Here is a 16,901-nt window from a genome sequence, read left to right on the forward strand (position 1 = left end):
CACGAGCCGATGCCCGAGTTCGTTACCGGACCGGCCTCGCCGTACCCGCGACCACGCCTGCCGTCACCTCGTCACAGAGCTGTTCGGCCGCTGTGATCGCGCTCTCCCAGTCGGGCAGCGGCCGCCCGCGGCGGGCTGGTTCGCGCCGGGCGTGGGCGACCGTGCGGCGCGCCTCGGCCAGTTGGTGGTACGCGGTACGGCGCAGCGACTGCCGCTGGACCGGGCCCGCTTCCGCCGCGGCGTCGCGGTAGCGCCGTGCGGCGGCGACGGCGGCCTCGGTCTGTGCCTCGGCGCGGTGGGCGGCGGAGTCCGGCCACACCGCGAAGTGCGCGACGAGTACCAGCGCGGACGCCAGCGCCGTGTCCACCACCCGCGTGCCGTACAAAGGACGGTGGTCGCCCAACAGGTCGAGCAGCACGAACACGACGGCGGTCAGACCCAGTGTGGCGAGCGCGTAGTGGTGCCGCACGCCGATGGCCATGAGCGCGCCGAACACCGCCACGACGCCCACCACGGCGTAGGTGCCGGTGGCCGCCGCGGACACCGCCCCGATGGCGGCCACCCCGACGATCGTGCCGACGCACCGGTGCACTGCCCGTGGGAACAGCGGCCCGAAGTCGGGCTTGTAGACGAAGGCGACCGTCATGGGCAGCCAGTAACCGCGAGGGCGGTGCAGCACCTCCGCCAGCACATGGGCGGCGAGCACGCACCCGGCCAGCAGCAGGGCGTACCGCACGCGCGCCGCCCGTCCGGGTCCGTCGTGCGCCGGCAGACGCAACTCCAGGTCCGCCCCGTCCGGTTCACCGTCCACGGCGGTGACCAGGTCGGCCAGGGCGCGGCTGCCCGGCGAGCCGGTCACCGGTGCGGGCGTCGCCGCACGCTCCTCCGGGGCCGAGAGGCGGCCCGGCAGCAGACGTCCGGCCAGGTGCCGCGGTACACCGGTCAGGGCGGGCGGCAGCGCACGGCCCTCCCACACCACCGCCGTCACGGCCTCGCCCAGCCGCACGGCGTAGTGGAACGCCCGGACCAGGTCACCGGCTTCGTCCCGCCGGCGCGGCCCACGCGGGGAGAGGTGGGGGGCCATCACCTGGTGGGCGTGGTTCAGGGCCAGCGTCATCCGCAGGCGTGCCTCCTCGGCGGCGTCGGTGCCCGCCGCGGCCAGGGCCTCGCCCGCGCTCCGGTACACGGCCAGCACGGCGGCCCGTTCGACGTGGTGCCGGCGCCACAGCCACGGCGCCGCGGACAGCACCAGGACGAGGGCGACACCGGCGAGCAGCGCCAGCGGCGGCTGCCACCACGGTCCCGGCACCGGGATGCCACTGCCGATCGTGACGCCGAGCAGCAGGTGCATGCCCGACACGGACGCGATCCGTCCGTGCAGCCCGACACCGCCCGCCACGAGCGCGGCCACCACCAGACACACCGCCACCGCAGCAGGCTCCCCGCTGCGCAGTGCGACCTCACCGGCGAGCAGGCCGAGCGCACTGGACACCCCCGTCCAGCCCAGCCGCCGTACCCGGACCCGGTACGGGTCGGAACCGTCCTGGCTCACCCCCCACAGGGCGCCGATGGCGGCGATCGCCGAGAGCACGACCCACCCGGTGGCGAGCCCGACGAGCAGGGGCAGCGCGAGCGCGACGGCCCCTCGCGCCGCCGCGGCGAACGGCAGGGATCCGGGCAGGCGGCCGAGAACGGAGCGCGGTCCCCACGGCCGCGACGGGCGGCGCGGGTGGCCCGGTCGCGTGTCTGCGGCTGATGTCATGAGGCCGTGTCCTTTCGGGTGGTCGGGCGGAAGACGGGTGCGGAGCGCGCGAGGCGTGGCCCCGGCAGCGCGGCGTCCCGGCCGAGGTCAGCCGACCAGCTCGATGAGCAGGGGCAGGGTGACGAAGGAGAGGAGCAGGCTCAGTACGACGGCGGAGCCGATGGTCCGCACGTCCTCGGCCGAGCCGTGCCGGGCGGCGAACATCAGGGGGACGGGCGAGACGGGGAACGCCAGGATCAGCGCGGCCTGGGCGGCGACCGCCTCGGAGGTCAGGAGCAGCCCCGTCCCGTACACGAGCAGGGGCAGGACGACCACGCTGGTGAGCGAGACCGCCCACACGGCGGGGGACAGCGCGGGCCGGCCGATCCGGGCGACGGAGACGCCGACGTACAGCAGGGCCGTCGCCGAGGCGGCGCCCGCGAGCAGGCTCAGCGCGGAATCGGCGATCTCCGGCACACCGACCCCGGCGACCGACAGCACCAGGCCCAGAAGGGGCCCCCAGCAGAACGGTTCGCGCAGCGCGTGCCCGACGGTGTGCAGCACGGAGGGGCGAGGGCCGGCCGATCCGGCCTCGGCGGGGGCCGGCCCGGCGGCCGCCTCGGGCGCACCCCCGCCGACGGTGGCCAGGACGTGCCGCCGCCGTGCGGGGGCCACCGCCCCGGCGGTGACCGTCCGGCGCTCCGGATGTTCCGGCATGCCGAGGAGGATCAGGACGACCGGGTCGAGAACGACGTTGACGATGATGCCCGCGACGGCGATCGGCACGGCGGCCTCCGCGGTCCCGAACAGGCCCCCCAGGATGGACGTGCCCATGAAGGCGTACTGCGGCTGGACACACGCCAGCGCGAACAGGGCCGCCCGCCGCAGCGGCCGGCGCGCCGCGAGGCGCAGCACGCCCAGCAGGACGGCGTACACGGCGAGAAAGCCGAAGGCCAGCAGGCCCACCAGGGGCAGTTGCTCCACCAGCACGTGCCGTGGCGTCTGCCAGATGCTCAGCAACAGGGCGGCCGGGAGCGCGAGTTGCATGGTCAGCTCGCGCAGTGCCTGGGCGCCGCCCGCGTCGAAGAGGGCCCGGCGGCCGGTGCCGTAACCGACCAGGATGAGGAGGAAGACCGGCACCACGACGGTGAAGATCTCGGCGAAAGACATGACTGCGTCAATCCTTTGAAGCAAGGCGGGGGCGCGACCGTACGGGCCGGTGACGGTATGTCAGAGAGCCGGGAGGAGCCGGTCGGTGCCCCCTTGGGGGTGGGGAGCGATACCCGGGCCAGGGCCCGTCAGACGGCCTCGATCGGCGGGTACACCGGGTGCCACATGGCCGCGCGGACACGCTTCTCGATCGTGTCGTCGGCGCTCTCCCGGGCCACGCCGTCGGCGACGGCCGCGCGTGCCACGGCCACGGCCACCGCCACGGAGGTGTCGCGCAGCCGGTCGATCGGGGGGAGGATCGGCGCGCCCGGTGCCCCGGGGTCGGTCTGGTCCGCGATGGCGCGGGCCGCGGCCACCAGCATGCCGTCGGTGATCCGCTCGGCCCGGGCGACGGCCGTGCCGAGCCCCAGCCCGGGGAAGACCAGCGCGTTGTTGGCCTGCCCGATGTGGTGGGTGACGCCGTCCGTCTCCACCGGTTCGAAGGGACTGCCGGTGGCGATCAGGGCCCGGCCGTCGGTCCAGGCGAGCAGGTCGGCGGGGACGGCCTCGGCCAGCCGGGTGGGGTTGGACAGGGGCAGGATGACAGGACGGTCGGTGTGCGCGGCCATGGCGCGGACGATGTCCTCGGTGAAGGCGCCGCCCTGGCCCGAGGCACCGATCAGGACGCTCGGGCGCACCCGGTCGACGACCTCGGCCAGCGGCACGCCACCGAGGTTCTCGTCGTGCCGCCAGCCGTCGACCTCGGCGCGGCCGCGGGCGAAGGGCATCTGGAAGTCCCGCAGCCCGTGCTGGCCCTCGGTCAGCAGGCCGTGACGGTCCACGGCCCAGATGCGCTCCGCGGCCTCCCGCGGCGTCAGCCCGTCGGCGATCATCGCGTCGCGGAGCTGCTCGGCGATCCCGATGCCGGCGGTTCCGGCACCGAAGAGCACCACCCGGTGGTCGCGCAGGGCGGCACCGCCGGCGCGCACGCCGGAGAGCACGGCGGCCAGATTGACGGCGCCGGTGCCCTGGATGTCGTCGTTGAACGTGAGCGTCTTCTCGCGGTAACGGTCCAGGATCCGGCGGGCGTTGGACGATCCGAAGTCCTCCCAGTGCAGCAGGGCGTCGGGGAACAGCTTCGTGGCCGCGGCGACGTAGGCGTCGATGAACGCGTCGTAGCGGTCCCGGTCCACGCGCGGGTGCCGGTTGCCCAGGTACAGCGGGTCCTCCAGCAGCTCCTGCCGGTCGGTGCCGACGTCCAGCATCACCGCCAGGGTGCGGGCCGGGTCCACGCCGGCGGCGGCCGTGTAGACGGCGAGCTTGCCGACGGCGATGTCGATGCCGCCCACACCCCAGTCACCGATGCCGAGGATCGCCTCGCCGTCCGTCGCCACGATCAGGTCGACGTCGTCGGCGCGCAGTCCGGAGGCGCGCAGGGAGCTCTCGATGGACTCGGGGTCGTCGACCGACAGGTACACACCGCGCGGGCGGCGGTACTCGTAGCTGTAACGCTCGATCGCCGTACCCACGGTCGGGGTGTAGACGATCGGCAGCATCTCGGCGAGATGGTCACCGAGGAGCCGGTGGAAGAGCACCTCGTTGCGGTCGCGCAGCGCCGTCAGATAGACGTTCTTGGCGAGGTCGTCGGGCTGGGACCGGAACTGTGTGTAGGCGCGGGCGGCCTGCTGGTCCTGCGTCAGGACCTGCGGCGGCACCAGACCGGTCAGGCCGAGCTCCTGCCGCTCCTGCCGGGTGAAGGCCGTACCCCGGTTCAGACGCGGGTTGTTCAGGACGGCGTGTCCGCGCGCGCTCGTCCGGATGACACCGTCGACGGTGCTCCTCTCTGTGCCCATGATGACTCCTCAGAATGTCGGTACCGGGGCTCGTTCCCAGACTGTGACCCTGTGTGGCATGCGTCCAATGCCTGGCATGACGGAGATCCATAACCTCACGACATTCGAGCTTTGACCTGCGGTTTCTCGCGGACGAGGGGATCGGCTGGGTCGCCGACTGTGATCCACATCGCCCACGGACGTCCTGACCTCCCACCACGGGATGCGTGAGCAGCCGACCCGTCGCGCGAAGGCGGTCCCGGGTGCGAAATACTCTTGCGATGAGTTCACGCACCTCTCCGGTCAGCCCGCCGATCACGATACGGAGGGCTGTCGCGCGGGATGCCAGACGGCTCACACGGCTGGTGCGTGGCTCAGGCGCATACGAGGGTCGGTACGCAGCCGCAGTCGCGGGCTACCGGGTCGGCCCTGATTACATCGAGGCCCACCGCGTCTTCGCGGCGGTCGGCGCCGACGAGCAGGGAGGCCGGGTCCTCGGGTTCTACTCGCTCGTCCTCGCTCCACCCGAGCTCGACCTGCTGTTCGTCGCCGACGAAGCGCAAGGACGGGGTATCGGGCGGCTGCTCGTCGCGCACATGCAGTCCGAGGCCCGTGCCGCCGGGCTCGACCGTGTCAAGGTCGTGTCGCATCTTCCCGCCGAGGGCTTCTACCACCGCGCAGGTGCAGCGCGGGTAGGGACCGTGCTCGCGAACCCGCCCGCCGTGCCGTGGGACCGCCCCGAATTCGAGTTTCGCGTGTCCTGCGCATGACGCCTCGCGCTCATTCTCCCCGTGGCCCGTTCCGAACCGACCGATACACGTAAGCCTCGAGGTCAGATATGCATGTCACGACCCGCCCCACCCTCCAGGGCACCTTCGGCATGGTGTCCTCCACCCACTGGCTCGCCTCGCAGTCGGCCATGGCCGTCCTGGAGAGCGGCGGCAACGCCTACGACGCGGCCGTGGCGGGCGCGTTCGTGCTGCACGTCGTCGAGCCGCACCTCAACGGCCCGGCCGGCGAGGCGCCGATCCTGCTCGCCCCGGCCGGTGGCGAGGTGCGGGTGCTGTGCGGGCAGGGCGTCGCACCGGCGGGCGCGACCGTCGCGCACTACCAGGGCCTCGGACTGGACCTCGTGCCCGGCACCGGGCCGCTCGCCGCCGCCGTACCGGGCGCGTTCGACGCCTGGATGCTCCTGTTGCGCGACCACGGCACCAAGTCCCTCGAGGACGTCCTGGCGTACGCCATCGGCTACGCCGAGCACGGGCACCCGCCCGTGGAACGGGTCGGCGAGACCGTCGAGACCGTGCGCGAGCAGTTCGAGACGGAGTGGACCTCCTCGGCGGACGTCTACCTCCCCGGCGGCAAAGCGCCGCGCCCCGGTGAGCTCTTCGCCAACCCCACGCTCGCCGCCACCTGGAAGCGCCTGCTCGCCGAGACCGCCGGCGCGGGCGACCGGGAGGCGCGGATCGACGCCGCGCGGCAGGTGTGGCGCACCGGCTTCATCGCCGACGCCCTCGTCCGCCAGGCCGGACGCCCCACGAGGGACACCAGCGGCGAACTCCACACCGGCACTCTCACGGCCACCGACCTCGCCGCCTGGTCCGCGACCTACGAGACACCGGCGACGTACGACTGGAACGGCTGGACCGTGTGCAAGCCGGGCCCCTGGAGCCAGGGCCCGGTCCTCCTCCAGCAACTCGCCCTGCTCCCGCCCGAACTGCCCCCGTACGGTTCGGCCGACTACGTCCATCTCCTCGTGGAGAACTGCAAGCTCGCCATGGCCGACCGCGAGGCCTGGTACGGGGACGCCGCCGACGTACCCCTCGACGACCTGCTGTCCGACGCGTACAACACGCCCCGCCGGGCCCTCGTCGGCGAGCGGGCCGAGAACGACCTGCGGCCCGGCAGCCCCGGCGGACGCACCCCGCGGCTGTGCGCGCACGCACGCGTGGCGGCCGCCGCACAGGAAGGCTTCGACGCCCTGGGCGTCGGCGAACCGACCGTGGCCAAGAGCCCGGCGTCCCCCGTGCCGGGCGAGCCGAAGATCCTCTCCGACGGGACCACCCGCGGCGACACCTGCCATCTCGACGTCGTCGACCGCTGGGGCAACATGGTCTCGGCCACCCCGAGCGGCGGCTGGCTCCAGTCCAACCCCGTCGTACCCGAACTCGGCTTCCCGCTCGGCACCCGGCTCCAGATGACCTGGCTGGAGGAGGGCCTGCCGAACTCCCTCACCCCCGGCCGCCGCCCCCGTACCACCCTGACGCCCTCGATCGCGCTGCGCGACGGCGTGCCCGTGATGGCGTTCGGCACGCCCGGCGGGGACCAGCAGGACCAGTGGCAGCTGCACTTCTTCCTGGCGGTGGCCCTGCGCGGCCCCGTGCGCGGCGGCCCCGACCTCCAGGGCGCGATCGACGCCCCGAACTGGCACAACGACAGCTTCCCCGGCTCCTTCTACCCGCGCGGCATGCGCCCGGGCAGCGTGACCGTGGAGTCCCGCACCGACCCCGCCGTCGTCGAGGAACTGCGCCGCCGCGGCCACGACGTGACCGTGGGCGGCCCCTGGTCGGAAGGCCGGCTGTGCGTGGTCGCGCGGGACCCGGAGACGGGCGTGCTGTCGGCGGCGGCGAACCCGCGCGGGATGCAGGGGTACGCGGTGGGCCGGTGATCCGGCGGAGCCGCGCCCGCAGGTGAGCAGGAACCCGCGGTGGCCGGGGGCGGCGCGGATCCGTCGGCGCCGGACTGCGGCACGCCTCGGCGGCTGCTCGACGTCGTCGGCGGGCCCGGACGCCGTCCGCCGCCGTGCCGCGCTCACCGCCGCGCCCGTGCGACCCCGCTGTTCATCGCGATGCCACCCGGAGTGCACCCGGCGGGCAGGGCCTGTCAGTGGCCCGTGTTGTCATGGAGGGGTGATCGACAGCAACGAAACCATCGAAGAGTTTCTCGCAGAGCACGGCTCCGACGTCGAAGAGGCGATCCGCAAGGCCGCCGCCGCCGAGATCCTGCCGCGCTGGCGCCGGCTCGCCGCGCACGAGGTCGACCAGAAGAGCGGCCCGCACGACCTGGTGACCGACGCCGACCGCAAGGCCGAGCTGTACCTGACCGACGCCCTGGCCCCCCTGCTGCCCGGCTCGGTCGTGGTCGGCGAGGAGGCGGTGCACGCCAACCCCGCGACATACGAGGCGATACGCGACGACGCCCCGGTCTGGATCGTCGACCCGGTCGACGGGACACGCCAGTTCGTGCGCGGCGAGGCCGGGTTCTGCACCCTTGTCGCGCTCGCCCACCGCGGCACCCTGCTCGCGTCCTGGACGTACGCGCCCGCCACGGACCGGCTCGCCTTCGCCCAGCGGGGCAAGGGCGCCCGCCTCGACGGGGAGCCGCTGTCCGCCGGGGTGCCGGAGCCCGGCCGGGACCTGCGCGTGGCCACCTCCCACCCCGACTACACCACGGACGAGCAGAAGGACGCCCTGCTCGGCCTGCGTGCCGACGGAGTGGCGCCGCGCCCCTGCGGCTCCGCCGGACTGGAGTACCTCGCCATCGCCCGCGGCGAGTTGGACGCGGTGGCGTTCTCCTGGGAAGCGGCCTGGGACCACGCGGCCGGTCTGCTCCTGGTCGAGGAGGCGGGTGGCGCTCACCTCACCCTCACGGGCGACCCGTTCCGCATCCAGGGCGGCAACGCCCTGCCCTTCACCGCCGCCCGCGACGCGGCCACGGCCCGCAGGGTGGTGGACCTGCTGTCAGGAGGGGCCTGAGCACGGAGAATCGTTGCGTGTCGCACACAGGTGATTACGCACGGTGCGCGCGCGAGGGTTCGAGTCGCCGTGAAGTGCCCTTCCGCAGCGGAAATCCCCTGCGGCCGGTGACTGTCAGTCTCCGGGCATATCCTGATGCCCAGTGGCCGTCGGCTGACGAAGGGGTCCGAAGGTGCCGTCGATGCTCGATGCCGTCGTAGTGGGTGCGGGGCCGAACGGACTGACCGCGGCCGTGGAGCTGGCCCGCCGCGGTTTCTCCGTCGCCGTCTTCGAGGCCCGGAGCAGCGTGGGCGGCGGGGCCCGCACCGAGGAGCTCACCCTCCCCGGGTTCCGGCACGACCCGTGCTCGGCGGCCCACCCGCTCGCCGTCAACTCCCCGGCGTTCCGCGCCCTGCCGCTCGAGCGGTACGGCCTGGAGTGGCTGCACGCCGAGCTGCCCATGGCGCATCCCTTCCCGGACGGCTCGGCGGCCGTCCTGGCCCGGACCGTCGGCGAGACGGCCGCCTCCTTCGGCCCGCGCGACGCCGGCGCGTACCGCAGGCTCGTCGAGCCCTTCCTGCCCAAGTGGGACACCCTCGCCCGGGACTTCATGTCCCTGCCGCTGACCGCCCTGCCCCGCGACCCGGTGACCCTCGCCCGTTTCGGCCTGGCCGGGCTGCCCCCCTCGACGCTGCTGATGCGCCGCTTCCGCGACGAGCCGGCCAAGGCCCTGTTCTCCGGGCTCGTCGCCCACGTCATGGCACCCCTCGGCGGCTTCGCCACCGGTGCCGTCGGTCTGGTCTTCGCCCTCGCGGCGCACGCCCGCGGCTGGCCCCTCGCCCGTGGGGGCTCCCAGTCCCTCTCCGACGCCCTCGCCGCCTACCTGAAGGACCTCGGCGGCAGCGTCCACACCGACTACGAGGTCAAGCGCCTCGACGACCTGCCGCCGGCCCGGGCGTACGTCTTCGACACCTCACCCACCGCCCTGGCCCGCATCGCGGGGTTCGGCAACCACTACGGCGGATACCGCTACGGACCGGGCGTCTTCAAGATCGACTACGCCCTGGACGGCCCCGTGCCCTGGACCGCGAAGGAGGCCCGCGCCGCCGGCACGGTGCAGGTCGGCGCGAGCAGCGCGGAGATCGGGTCGGCCCTGCGCGCGGCCTCCCGGGAGGGCCGGGCCCCCGACCGGCCGTTCCTGATCACGGTCCAGCCGAGCGTCGTCGACCCCACCCGGGCCCCGGCGGGCAAGCACGTCTTCTGGGCCTACGGTCATGTCCCGCACGGCTGGACCGGCGACCTCACCGACGCCATCGAGCGCCAACTGGAGCGCTTCGCCCCGGGGTTCCGCGACCGCGTCCTGGCCCGTGCCACGGCGGGCCCGCCCGAACTCGCCGCCCGCAACGCCAACTACGTCGGCGGGGACATCGCCTCCGGCGCGGTCTCCGGCCTCCAGCTCCTGCTGCGCCCGAGGCCCACGCTGTTCCCGTACCGCACGCCGCACCCGGCCGTCTTCATCTGCTCGTCGGCGACCCCGCCCGGCCCCGGCGTGCACGGGATGTCGGGGCACAACGCGGCGAAGGCCGTCTGGAAGCGACTGAGGCAGATATGACAGCCATCCGACTGGTCCGGGGCGACATCACCCGTGAGAGCGTCGACGCGATCGTCAACGCGGCCAACTCCTCCCTGCTGGGCGGGGGAGGGGTCGACGGGGCGATCCACCGCCGTGGCGGCCCCGCGATCCTCGAGGACTGCCGCAGGCTCCGCGCCGCGCACCTGGGCAAGGGCCTGCCCACCGGCCAGGCGGTCGCCACCACCGCGGGCGACCTGGACGCCCGCTGGGTCGTCCACACCGTCGGCCCGGTGTTCAGCACGACCGAGGACCGCTCCGGCCTGCTCGCCTCCTGCTACCGCGAGTCGCTCCGCGTCGCCGGTGAACTGGGCGCCCGTACCGTGGCGTTCCCCGCGATCTCCACCGGTGTCTACGGCTGGCCGATGGACGACGGGGCCCGCATCGCCGTCGAGACGGTCCGGGCAGCGGACACCACCGTCGAGGAGGTCAGGTTCGTCCTCTTCGACGAGCGGGCGTACGAGGCGTTCGCCACGCGGCTGCGCTGAGCCGGGCGTCGGCAGGGCTCAGACGGGCTCCGGCTCGAAGTGCTGCAGCAGGTCCCGCCCGGGTTGCACGACACCGTAGGTGCTCTCCGGTACGGCGTTCCACACTCCGGGGAGATCGCCCAGCGGCTCCGACACGACCAGCCGGGTCTCGTCGGAGACATGGTTCAGGAAGCCGAGGTCGGGATGGAGGGCACGCACGTCCTCCACCCGGCTGCTGTAGTACAGCGACCGTGACTTTCCCGCGCTGGAGTAGCGGAAGAACCACACCCGCTCGCCGTCGGTCACCGCGACCGTCATCTGCAGCGGCTGCGGCACCCCGTGCTCGCGGCCCAGCCGCTCGATCAGTCCCGTCATCCGGGCCACCGCGCCCGGCGGGTCGCCGTCCAGCCCCAGGGTGAGCGCCACGTGGAACATCACCTCGGAGTCCGTCGTGCCCTCCATCGAGGCGAACAGCCCCGGGTCCACCGCCATCGTGAGGTCCCGGCGCATCTCGCGGAACCCGTCGATGGCCCCGTTGTGCATCCACATCCACCGCCCGTGGCGGAACGGATGGCAGTTCGTCTGCTGCACGGCCGATCCGGTGGAGGCGCGCACGTGCGCGAAGAACAGCGGCGAGCGGACGTGGTCGGCGATCTCCCGCAGGTTGCGGTTGCTCCAGGCCGGGCCGGTGTCGCGGATGACGGCGGGGGTGCGCAGGTGCCACGCGTACCAACCGACGCCGAAGCCGTCGCCGTTGGTGGTCTCGACCCCCATCCGTGCGTGCAGGCTCTGGTCGATCAGCGAGTGCTGCGGACGGTAGAGGACGTCGTCGAGCAGCACGGGGGTGCCCGAGTAGGCGAGCCAGCGGCACATGGCCGTACCCCTGTTCCGAGCGCCCGGGCCGGACCCGGACGGCTCCGTAGGTGGTGTCCGTGGACCTCAGGGAACCGCGGGTGGCGCCGGGGCGCATCGCCCGCGGCGGGTGAGAGCGCGACGCCCCACCGGGGTCGGGAGCAGGACGCGCCCCGGTCCGCTCGGGACCTGGCGGCAGCCGGTCGTCGCTCGGCTCGGGACCTGGCGGCAGCCGCTCGTCACTCGGCCGCCGCGTGCACACGTCCCGAGCGGACCGCCGCGCGCAGCGCCGCGAAGTCCCGCTCGTTCTGGTCGGCGTACGCCTGGGCGAACACCGTGAGGGCGCGGTCGAAGCGGTCGCCGCCGCCCAGGTAGGCCGCGATGGCGACGGGGTCGCCGGAGCGGGCGTGGGCCCGTGCGAGGCTCGCTCCGCACAGCCGCCCGAACAGCCGCAGCAGGTCGGGGTCCATGGTCTCCGGCTGGGCGATGCCCTTCCAGTCCCGCAGTTGCCGCACGTAGAAGTCCCGCTCCTGCCCGTCGAGGCCCACCGCGTGCGTCCAGCCCAGCAGGATGTCGCTGGTCGTCTGGATCAGCCGCTGTCCCGCCACCACACGGCGGCCCTGGTTGTCGTAGCGGTCGCCGCCGCTGTGCGCCGCGAGCACCGACTCCTGCGCCTCCTTGGCCTGGAGCAGCAGGGGATCGTCGTCGTCGCGGCCGAGCAGCAGCACGATCCAGCAGCGGGTGCCGACACTGCCGACCCCGACGACCTTGCGGGCGATGTCCACCAGGCGGTACCTGCGCAGCAGATGCCGGCGCTCGGACGACAGGCTGCGGGCGTACCCCTCCAGGACGGCGCGCAGATCCGCTTCCCGTCCGTGCTCCGAGTCACTCACCAGATCCCGCAGCGGGGTGATCAGCGGCGGGTCAGGAGTGATCCGCCGCCCCTCGGCCGTGTCCCGGGTGAGCTTGGCGTAGGCCTGCATATGGGTGCGGGTCCGGGCACTCGCCGTGGCCTTCGCGGTGCGGCGCCGTGCCTCCTTGGACATCGACGCGGCCATCAGCTCCCGCATGTGGTCGGCGTCGTCCTGGGCGTACCAGATGTCCAGGTTCCGCATCCCGGCGAAGTCCCGCATCCGCCGCCGGTAGGCCCGGACACAGGTCTCGATCGCACTGTTCTGCTCAGCGGTCCTGAAGCCGTTGGCGCGGCCCGCGATGGCGAAGCTCGCCGCGAGCCGTTTGACGTCCCATTCGAACGGCCCGCCCAGCGTCTCGTCGAAGTCGTTGATGTCGAAGACCAGGTGGCGCTCCGGTGAGGCCAGCAGCCGGAAGTTCAGCAGGTGGGCGTCCCCGCACAGCTGCACCCGCAACCCGGTGTCCGTGGTGGCACCCAGGTCCGCCGCCATGACGGCCGCCGCGCCGCGGTAGAAGCGGAACGGGGACTCCAGCATGCGGGCGTAGCGCAGCGGCACCAACTCCGTCACCCGGGTGGCCGACTGGCGCTCCAGAACGTCGACCGGGTCGAACCGGTCCGGCCCCGCCTCGAACGCGGCGTGTGCCGAGCGCGGCACCCGCCGCCGCGCCTCCCGGCCGGCGGCCGCCCGCTCGGCCGGTGACATGAAGGCTGTGAAGGGGCTGGGTACGGCCATGGTTCAGTCCTTCCGCCGCGCGGGGAAGTCGTCCGAGGGCTCCCGGCCCTGCCGGCGCAGTCCCGCCTCGACGGCGCCGGCGAGGATCCGTGCCGCCACGCCCACCAGCATCAGGCCACCCGCCATCTGAATCATCGTCAGCACCCGCCCGGTCTGCGAGCGGGCCGTGATGTCGCCGTATCCGACGGTGGTGAACGTCGTGAGCGTGAAGTACAGGGAGTCGGTCTTGGTCAGCGGCTCGCTGAACGAGCCGGGGGTGGTGTGCTCCAGCAGGAAGTAGGCGCCCGCGAAGAGCAGCAGGAAGAGCGCCAGCGTGGTGGCCAGGGTTTCGACGGCCTTGAGCCGGGGGTGGGGCGAGGTCACGATGGCCCGCACCTGCCACCAGAACACCACGACCACCAGCAGCAGACCGCACGCCAGCATCACCGAATCGCCGGTCGTGCCGCGTCCGTCCAGGGGCAGCACGTAGTAGACGGTGACGAGCCCGGCCGCGACGAGGGCGGCCCGTACGAGGGCCGAGACCGCGGCACGCCGTCGCTGTCCCGGGCGTCGCCGGTGCGGCTGCTGCGCTGGATCGTCCATCGCGCGTCTCTCGGTCGCGGTCCTGCCTCCGGCACCGGGGCGCCCCAGAAGGCCTGTCCCACCACCTCAGCGCCCCGCCGCCGCACACGGATCACCCGTCACGGGTGAGGCAGCCCGGCTCGCGCCCCGGGCAGGCTGAGGTCGACGGGGGCCACTGCCGGGCGGGCGACCGGGACGGAGGACGCAAGGAGCGTTTCTCGGGGCGGCGAGGACCGGCTCAGCCGGGGCCCACGAGCCACCCGGGTCGACCGAGAACCGCGGAACCGGTGCGTGGCGGCCTCGCCCACACGGGCGCCCCGGACCCCGGCCCCTCCCACCTCCGGGCGCTGACCGCGCCGGACCCAGCAGAATCGAGGAGCAGGATGACCGCCACACACCCTACGCACGGGCGCTCGACGGCGAAGCGCGGCTGGGCCACCGGCATGACCGCCTTCGCGGCGATCATGCTCATGCTCGCCGGGATCCTGGCCGTCATGCGCGGCATCTCGGCCATCGCCGAAGACGAGGTCTTCGTCTCGACCCGCAACTACATCTTCCAGTTCGATCTCACCGGCTGGGGCTGGACCCACCTCGCCCTGGGTGTGGTCGCCGTGCTGGTCAGCATGGGGCTGTTCCAGGGGGCGGGGTGGGCGCGCGTCGTCGGCGTTGGCATCGCGAGCCTCGTCATCATCGCCAACTTCCTCTCCCTGCCGGCCTACCCGGTCTGGTCCGTGATCATGATCGCGATGTCGGGGTTCGTCATCTGGGCCCTGTGCACGCCACGCAGGGGTGACGCCTGAGCCCGGCAAGGCTCAGGCCCTGACGCGGACCAGCAGCAGGGCCACGTCGTCGTCCGGCTCCGGACTCAGCGCGCTGAGCAGACTGTCGCTCGCGCGCTGAAGGCTGGGCCCCGCGTGCTGGAGCAGCCGGGTCAGGGTGCCGAGGCCGGTGTCGATGGGCTCCCCGCGGTTCTCGACCAGGCCGTCCGTGTACAGGGCGAGCAGGGAGCCCGGGGCGAGCTCCACCTCCACGGTGCCGAACGCCACGCCGCCGACCCCGAGCGGGACACCGCCCGGCACGTCGACGAGCCGCGCATCGCCGTCCGCCCCGGCGAGCACCGGCGGCAGATGCCCGGCGCTGGACAGCTCGCAGGTGCCGCGCCGCAGGTCGCACACCGCGTACACGCACGTCGCGATCGCGTCGCCGAGCGAGCCCGCGATGTCGTCGAGGTGCCGCAGCAGCTCGGCGGGCGGCAGGTCCAGCCGGGCCAGCGCCCGCGTCGCCGTGCTCAGCTGCCCCATGATCGCCGCGGCCTGGACGCCCTTGCCCATGACGTCCCCGACGACCAGCCCGGTGCGTCCGGGACCCAGCGGGAGCACGTCGTACCAGTCGCCGCCGACCTCGCTGAGGGCCGGGCGGTAGCGGGCGGCGATGTCCAGCCCTTCCCGCTCCGCGGGCGTGCTCGGGAGCAGACTGCGCTGCAGGGTCAGGGCGGTGCCGCGCTCGCGGCCGTAGAGGCGGGCGTTGTCGATGCAGATCGCTGCGCGCGCGGCGAGTTCCGAGGCGAGCACCCGGTCCTGGTCGTCGAAGGGGCGCTCGTTGACCGTGCGGTACAGCGAGAGCGTCCCGAGCACCTTGCCCCGCGCCACCAGCGGCAGCGCCAGGTAGGAGTGGGCACCGGCCTCGTGCAGGGCCTGCGCGGCGCGTGCGTCCCGGGCGAGACGCCGCAGCATCTTGCCGTCCACGTGCTCGACCAGGACCGGGCGGGCGCTGCGGACGCACTGCGTGATGACCCGCGACGAGCCGTACGTGGCGAGCTCGCCCACCGGGTCGGCGGCGTGGATGGCGTCGGTGGGGTAACCGGCCGCGACGGCCAGCGCGCGGAACTCGGCCGGGGAGCCGCCCGACACGGGCGCGATGGTGCCCCTGGAGACGACCGACTCCAGGACGTCCACGGCGGCCAGGTCCGCCAGATGCGGCACGACCACGTCGGCCAGTTCCCGGGCGGTCTGCCGGAGGTCCAGGGTGGTGCCGATCTTCATCCCCGCGTCGGCGATCACCGACAGGTGCTGGCGCGCCTGTGCGACCTCGGCCGCGGCCTGCTGGCGCTCGGTGACGTCCAGCACCGCCATCGCGAGCCCGAGGACCCGGCCGTCGGTGTCCTCGATGCGGTGGTACGACTCCGAATACGCGCGCTCCTGCGCGGACGCCGCCGTACGCCCGACGGTCTGCTGGTCCAACAGCGGTCTGCCGGTTTCCAGGACGTGCCGCATCCGGGCCTCGATGGTCGCCACGTCGAGGTCCGGCAGCACGTCCCCGACCCGGCGCCCCAGCACGGCCTCCTCCGGGACGCCGTTGATCCGCTCCAGCGCGGGGTTGACGCCGACCCAGCGCAGGTCGTTGTCGAAGACGGCGATGCCGAGCGGGGTCTGGTTGACGAGGCTGTGGGACAGGGCGAGGTCGCGCTCCACCTTGCGCACGGTCGTCGCATCGGTGGCGAGCCCGAGCAGGTGGGGCTGCCCCTCGGGGTCGAGGAGGCGCATCGTACGGAACTCCACGGCCCGTTCCGTGCCGTCGCGGTGCCGCAGCGGGAACACCCCGGCCCACCGCGCCCCCGTGCTGACCTGCGCGAACAGTTCCCTGCCCCGGGGGCGGTTCTCGGGGGAGACCAGAAGGGTGTCGGCCCGCTGCCGCAGGGCCTCCTCCGCGGTCCAGCCGAGCAGCTGCTCGATCTCGGGGCTCCACAGCGCGATGTGCCCGCCCGCGTCGAGAACCACGGCCGCGACCTTGAGCAGATCCAGCAGCCCGCCTGGCGCGGCCGTGACCGCGTCGCGGTCCGAGGTCGCGTAGCCGTTCATGCGGGCCGCTCCCTCCGGCGCGGCAAAGGTACCGCCATGATCTGTTGTGCGGGCTGTCCGATGAGGTCACATTACGGTCGCAGGAGCGGCACTGTCGCGCCGAAAGGCAAAAAAGCGCGGGTCGGCGCCCGCGGTGGAGGGAGCGGCATCGTGGAGGACGGGCCGCTGCGGGAGAGCCTGCTCACGGGGTCGGGACGGTGCGCTGGGACCGGCGGGGCGACCCCGGCTCAGAGCCGGTCGTGCCGCTGCACGGTGCTGCACCGACGCGATCCAGCCGCTCTGCCCCTCGATCGACCTGCCCGTCACGGTGTGCTGGGGCACCGAGGACACCTGGATCCCCTTCACCAAGGGCCCGGGCTCGCGGCCCTCGTCCCGGGTGCGCGGCTGGTACCCCTCCCCGACGCCGGACATCGCGTCCCGCTGGACACGCC

At 73.6% G+C, this 16,901-nt stretch carries 13 protein-coding genes; 6 read left to right on the forward strand and 7 right to left on the reverse strand.

What is annotated here, in order from left to right; genetic code table 11:
* Window positions 1–22: 22 nt before the first annotated feature.
* The 3 genes from AB0B29_RS31695 to AB0B29_RS31705 all read right to left on the reverse strand — a co-directional run bounded on the left by AB0B29_RS31695 (window position 23) and on the right by AB0B29_RS31705 (window position 4,743).
* The gene (locus AB0B29_RS31695) at window positions 23–1,762 is read right to left on the reverse strand and encodes an FUSC family protein (RefSeq protein WP_362245147.1); all 1,740 of its coding nucleotides are present in this window, start codon (window positions 1,760–1,762) and stop codon (window positions 23–25) included.
* A gap of 87 nt (window positions 1,763–1,849) precedes the next feature.
* Window positions 1,850–2,911: an AEC family transporter gene (locus AB0B29_RS31700; protein ID WP_362245149.1), complete on the reverse strand. Its 1,062-nt coding sequence runs from the start codon at window positions 2,909–2,911 to the stop codon at window positions 1,850–1,852.
* 128 nt (window positions 2,912–3,039) lie between these two features.
* Entirely contained in the window at window positions 3,040–4,743 is a 1,704-nt protein-coding gene (locus AB0B29_RS31705) for an NAD-dependent malic enzyme (protein ID WP_362245151.1), read from the reverse strand.
* 260 nt (window positions 4,744–5,003) lie between these two features.
* On the opposite strand from AB0B29_RS31705, the gene AB0B29_RS31710 reads away from it, so the two are divergent.
* The 5 genes from AB0B29_RS31710 to AB0B29_RS31730 all read left to right on the forward strand — a co-directional run bounded on the left by AB0B29_RS31710 (window position 5,004) and on the right by AB0B29_RS31730 (window position 10,574).
* Window positions 5,004–5,492 carry a GNAT family N-acetyltransferase gene (locus tag AB0B29_RS31710; protein ID WP_362245153.1) on the forward strand — a complete coding sequence of 163 codons (489 nt, stop codon included), beginning with the start codon at window positions 5,004–5,006 and terminating at the stop codon, window positions 5,490–5,492.
* A gap of 68 nt (window positions 5,493–5,560) precedes the next feature.
* Window positions 5,561–7,390, forward strand: coding sequence for a gamma-glutamyltransferase family protein (locus AB0B29_RS31715; protein ID WP_362245155.1), 1,830 nt, complete (start codon window positions 5,561–5,563; stop codon window positions 7,388–7,390).
* Between the two features lie 241 nt (window positions 7,391–7,631).
* Window positions 7,632–8,477, forward strand: coding sequence for an inositol monophosphatase family protein (locus AB0B29_RS31720; protein ID WP_362245157.1), 846 nt, complete (start codon window positions 7,632–7,634; stop codon window positions 8,475–8,477).
* A 181-nt stretch (window positions 8,478–8,658) separates the two neighbouring features.
* Window positions 8,659–10,068 (forward strand): phytoene desaturase family protein, encoded by a 1,410-nt coding sequence (locus AB0B29_RS31725; protein ID WP_362245159.1) that lies wholly within the window; start codon window positions 8,659–8,661, stop codon window positions 10,066–10,068.
* The gene (locus AB0B29_RS31730) at window positions 10,065–10,574 is read left to right on the forward strand and encodes an O-acetyl-ADP-ribose deacetylase (protein WP_362245161.1); all 510 of its coding nucleotides are present in this window, start codon (window positions 10,065–10,067) and stop codon (window positions 10,572–10,574) included. Before AB0B29_RS31725 ends, AB0B29_RS31730 begins: the two co-directional genes overlap by 4 nt.
* Window positions 10,575–10,592: 18 nt before the next feature.
* Here AB0B29_RS31730 and AB0B29_RS31735 read toward each other — a convergent pair whose 3' ends face one another.
* From AB0B29_RS31735 to AB0B29_RS31745, 3 genes are all read right to left on the reverse strand, one after another.
* Complete coding sequence (locus tag AB0B29_RS31735; protein ID WP_362245163.1) at window positions 10,593–11,426, reverse strand: class II glutamine amidotransferase; 834 nt, start codon at window positions 11,424–11,426, stop codon at window positions 10,593–10,595.
* A gap of 218 nt (window positions 11,427–11,644) precedes the next feature.
* On the reverse strand, window positions 11,645–13,051 hold the full coding sequence (locus AB0B29_RS31740) for a DUF2252 domain-containing protein (protein ID WP_362245165.1): 1,407 nt from the start codon (window positions 13,049–13,051) through the stop codon (window positions 11,645–11,647).
* A 3-nt stretch (window positions 13,052–13,054) separates the two neighbouring features.
* On the reverse strand, window positions 13,055–13,633 hold the full coding sequence (locus AB0B29_RS31745) for a potassium channel family protein (RefSeq protein WP_362245167.1): 579 nt from the start codon (window positions 13,631–13,633) through the stop codon (window positions 13,055–13,057).
* A 362-nt stretch (window positions 13,634–13,995) separates the two neighbouring features.
* Here AB0B29_RS31745 and AB0B29_RS31750 point away from each other — a divergent pair, with 362 nt between their 5' ends.
* Window positions 13,996–14,412, forward strand: coding sequence for a DUF7144 family membrane protein (locus AB0B29_RS31750; protein ID WP_362245169.1), 417 nt, complete (start codon window positions 13,996–13,998; stop codon window positions 14,410–14,412).
* 12 nt (window positions 14,413–14,424) lie between these two features.
* On the opposite strand, the gene AB0B29_RS31755 is transcribed toward AB0B29_RS31750, so the two are convergent.
* Window positions 14,425–16,470, reverse strand: a complete 2,046-nt coding sequence (locus AB0B29_RS31755; protein ID WP_362245171.1) for a SpoIIE family protein phosphatase — start codon at window positions 16,468–16,470, stop codon at window positions 14,425–14,427.
* Window positions 16,471–16,901 lie beyond the last annotated feature (431 nt).

Origin of the sequence: Streptomyces tibetensis, from assembly GCF_040647715.1 — a bacterium.
Lineage (GTDB): Bacteria > Actinomycetota > Actinomycetes > Streptomycetales > Streptomycetaceae > Streptomyces > Streptomyces tibetensis_A.

Excerpts from the sequence above, each read along its gene's own strand:
- AB0B29_RS31735 (WP_362245163.1), bottom strand. The coding sequence starts at position 11,426 with ATGTGCCGCTGGCTCGCCTACTCGGGCACCCCCGTGCTGCTCGACGAC.
- AB0B29_RS31755 (WP_362245171.1), bottom strand. The coding sequence starts at position 16,470 with ATGAACGGCTACGCGACCTCGGACCGCGACGCGGTCACGGCCGCGCCA.
- AB0B29_RS31745 (WP_362245167.1), bottom strand. The coding sequence starts at position 13,633 with ATGGACGATCCAGCGCAGCAGCCGCACCGGCGACGCCCGGGACAGCGA.
- AB0B29_RS31750 (WP_362245169.1), top strand. The coding sequence starts at position 13,996 with ATGACCGCCACACACCCTACGCACGGGCGCTCGACGGCGAAGCGCGGC.
- AB0B29_RS31730 (WP_362245161.1), top strand. The coding sequence starts at position 10,065 with ATGACAGCCATCCGACTGGTCCGGGGCGACATCACCCGTGAGAGCGTC.
- AB0B29_RS31700 (WP_362245149.1), bottom strand. The coding sequence starts at position 2,911 with ATGTCTTTCGCCGAGATCTTCACCGTCGTGGTGCCGGTCTTCCTCCTC.
- AB0B29_RS31725 (WP_362245159.1), top strand. The coding sequence starts at position 8,659 with ATGCTCGATGCCGTCGTAGTGGGTGCGGGGCCGAACGGACTGACCGCG.
- AB0B29_RS31695 (WP_362245147.1), bottom strand. The coding sequence starts at position 1,762 with ATGACATCAGCCGCAGACACGCGACCGGGCCACCCGCGCCGCCCGTCG.
- AB0B29_RS31710 (WP_362245153.1), top strand. The coding sequence starts at position 5,004 with ATGAGTTCACGCACCTCTCCGGTCAGCCCGCCGATCACGATACGGAGG.
- AB0B29_RS31715 (WP_362245155.1), top strand. The coding sequence starts at position 5,561 with ATGCATGTCACGACCCGCCCCACCCTCCAGGGCACCTTCGGCATGGTG.
- AB0B29_RS31705 (WP_362245151.1), bottom strand. The coding sequence starts at position 4,743 with ATGGGCACAGAGAGGAGCACCGTCGACGGTGTCATCCGGACGAGCGCG.
- AB0B29_RS31740 (WP_362245165.1), bottom strand. The coding sequence starts at position 13,051 with ATGGCCGTACCCAGCCCCTTCACAGCCTTCATGTCACCGGCCGAGCGG.